The following is a 2,783-nucleotide window of genomic DNA, read 5'->3' as shown; positions in this document are numbered from 1 at the left end:
TATCGCGCCGGTGTCAGCGAAGCACTGAAACCAGCCGAATTCAAGGAATCCAACGAAACAACGCATTATTCCATCGTGGACAAGGACGGCAATGCTGTCGCCGTGACCTATACGCTGAACGGATCGTTTGGCACGGCCAAGATAGCCGAGGGCACCGGCATTCTTCTCAACAACGAGATGGATGACTTCACTATCAAGCCGGGCGTGGCCAATCTTTATGGTCTCATACAAGGCGAAGCAAATGCCATTGAACCGCGCAAATCACCTTTGTCCTCGATGAGTCCTACCATCGTATCGAAGGATGGCAAACCGTTCATGGTTATTGGCAGTCCCGGCGGTTCGCGCATCATCACGATCACGCTCGAGGCAATCATGAATGTCATTGATCATGGGATGGATATTCAGGAGGCGATTGACGCCCCGCGCATCCATCACCAGTGGCTGCCCGACCGGGTCTATATGGAAGCAAACGCGCTTTCGCCGGATACGATTAGGCTGCTGACCGGCATGGGCTATACGGTTGGAGAAGACGCTGACTGGCCGGTCTGGGGTGAGGCAGCCGGCATTCTTGTCGGTGGTAAGGATATGGCGGCCATCGAAAAGGGCGGCGATAACCGCTATTACGGTGCTATCGACAGTCGTGCAGTCGGTGGTGCAGCCATAGGACACTAGAGCGCAAAAGTCGTCGACCGCCTTGATTGCCAGTCAAGATTCCTTGCGGCTGCATTCTCCTATGTTGTAGGTCGACCTTTGCATGAAAAATGACGTCCCGCTTGCTGAATCAGATCGAATAGTTCGACAGATTTGCAGCTTCACTAAGCACGATATTGTTTGTTGTCAGCGACCCCTATGGGATGGATGCTCTTGGTCGGTCGATATTCTTCGTGCGCGGCCTGAGGTAACCGGAAAGATGGAAACACCATCCGCCCTGTAAATCATTGATTTTGCTATATGTGGCAGCCAAGTTGAATTGTCCGTTTTTCTGCAAAGTTAAAATGTCACTTTGATGCTTTTGCGCGCACGATGATTAGCCCCGCTCTGCCCAGCTGATCGGGGTTGCAAGGGCAGAGCGGGGGCGGGTGGAAAGGGATCAAGAAATGGTGGCTAACTTTCTCGCCTTGATGCCGGTAATTGCTTCATCGGCCCAACGTTGAAGCTCCTCTGCGGGGGCGCCGTCTCTCGCCTGAACTGAAAGGCCTATTAACACGACCATGAGATGCCCGGCCAGCGCGTCTGCTGTTTGGGGATCGAGCCAACGCACGAGTTGGGCTGCTATCGAATTTCGTATCGAACGGCGCCGTTGCGCAACATCACTCGCCAGTTCGCAGTGCTCGGGTGCACACTCAATCATCCCGGACGAAATCATGCAGCCTCGTTCCCGTGACGCATCGGTGATCGCCCGAACACCGGCGTGCAGAACTGCTGCGACAGCATCGTCTAAGTTGAGTGCCGACTTTGCGGCCTGATCGAGAGCGGCAGACGAAGCCGTATAACGATCGAGAGCCTCCCGATAAAGCCCAGCCTTGCTACCAAAAGCGGCATATAGGCTCGGCGGGGCGATCCCGATCGCGGCTGTCAGATCGTTAATCGATGTGCCTTCATAGCCCTGCCGCCAGAAAAGGCGCATTGCCTTTTCTACCGCCTGATCTCTGTCAAACTTACGTGGACCGCCACGCCGCTTCTTTTTTTCCATAGCGTTCACTAAAGAATACAGAGACGAAGATTGCAAGCAGATATAGAGAGGCGTGTGATATAGTTCGAAAACCGATATTGACGCTATCTAATGACTGTTGCGCCGAGTGTCTGCATTCGGTTCAGGGGATGCTGGTGTCGGTAGCACGACTTGCGGCAGCCGATTCTTCATTGAACTCCGAGGCTCTCAACGAAAACTTGGGAAAGCGCCTTTTGGTTTCGGCTGCCGCATTGCAGATTATAGAGATCGTCCTCGGATCACGCCGAGTGAGTGTCAGCGACCATCGGGGATGGAATCTCTGAACGCCGTCAGGTCACGGTTAAAGCGACGCGCTTCTTCGATGAAGGGTGCATGGCCAGACTTCGCGTAGATCTTCGTCTGGATGTCTGACTTGAGTGCGCGAGCTCGTGCAATGCTTGGGTTGACGCGAACAAGATCATCCTTGCCACCATATAGCAAAAGGACAGGTACGCGGGTTTTAGTCAAACCCTCGGCTGCAAACACTGTCATCGAGGGGACGGCGCGCGTCATGACCCAGGACGCCATTGCTGCATTCGAGAGGAGCCGCTCAAAAGTGATCGTGTCAGGCTGCATTTCAAAGCATAATTTCAGAAATGTGCGAACCGAGTCGAGGTGAGATTTCAGATCGGTTGATGCTAACCCCGCATAGACGGCAGGATGCGGCGTGATCAATTTCTCGTTCAGTTCAATCACCCCATCAACATATACGATCCCGCCGATGCCGCTATCCCCGTAACTGGCGAGGTAGTTTGAGAGGACAACCCCGCCCAAGGACCATCCGACCAGAACAGGATTTCTGGCGCCACTGGCCTTCAACACTGCCGCCAAATCATCCGCCCAACGACGCCCATCGTGATATGCTTCCACATCGTCCGGCTTTCCCGACAATCCATGCCCCCTCATATCGTAGGTAATGAGGCGATACTGCTGCAGTGTTGTGCTGGTTACTTGCTTATCCCAGTTAAGATGGCTGCCTAGGCGGCGTGGACGAATTTGAGCCAGTATCTTGCGGTAGCAATATGAACCATGCTGATGAAGCTCTCGGCGAGTTGGTCGTATCGAGTAGCAA

General features: G+C 53.9%; 3 protein-coding genes and 1 pseudogene. 1 reads left to right on the top strand and 3 read right to left on the bottom strand.

Annotation, left to right across the window (positions count from 1 at the left end; genetic code table 11):
* A partial coding sequence (locus FHW00_RS24335) for a gamma-glutamyltransferase (protein WP_182514709.1) occupies positions 1-672 on the top strand: 672 nt, incomplete at its 5' end.
* A gap of 418 nt (positions 673-1,090) precedes the next feature.
* Here FHW00_RS24335 and FHW00_RS24330 read toward each other — a convergent pair.
* The 3 genes and pseudogenes from FHW00_RS24330 to FHW00_RS24680 form a co-directional block, all read right to left on the bottom strand.
* Positions 1,091-1,693, bottom strand: a complete 603-nt coding sequence (locus tag FHW00_RS24330; protein ID WP_078341353.1) for a TetR/AcrR family transcriptional regulator — start codon at positions 1,691-1,693, stop codon at positions 1,091-1,093.
* A gap of 273 nt (positions 1,694-1,966) precedes the next feature.
* Positions 1,967-2,647, bottom strand: coding sequence for an alpha/beta fold hydrolase (locus tag FHW00_RS24325; RefSeq protein ID WP_445558042.1), 681 nt, complete (start codon positions 2,645-2,647; stop codon positions 1,967-1,969).
* A gap of 41 nt (positions 2,648-2,688) precedes the next feature.
* Positions 2,689-2,783 (bottom strand): annotated as a pseudogene (locus tag FHW00_RS24680) (IS5 family transposase); the annotation flags it as partial.

Source organism: Ochrobactrum sp. P6BSIII, from assembly GCF_014138065.1.
Classification (GTDB): Bacteria; Pseudomonadota; Alphaproteobacteria; order Rhizobiales; family Rhizobiaceae; genus Brucella.
This window is presented reverse-complemented; position numbering and strand designations above follow the sequence as displayed.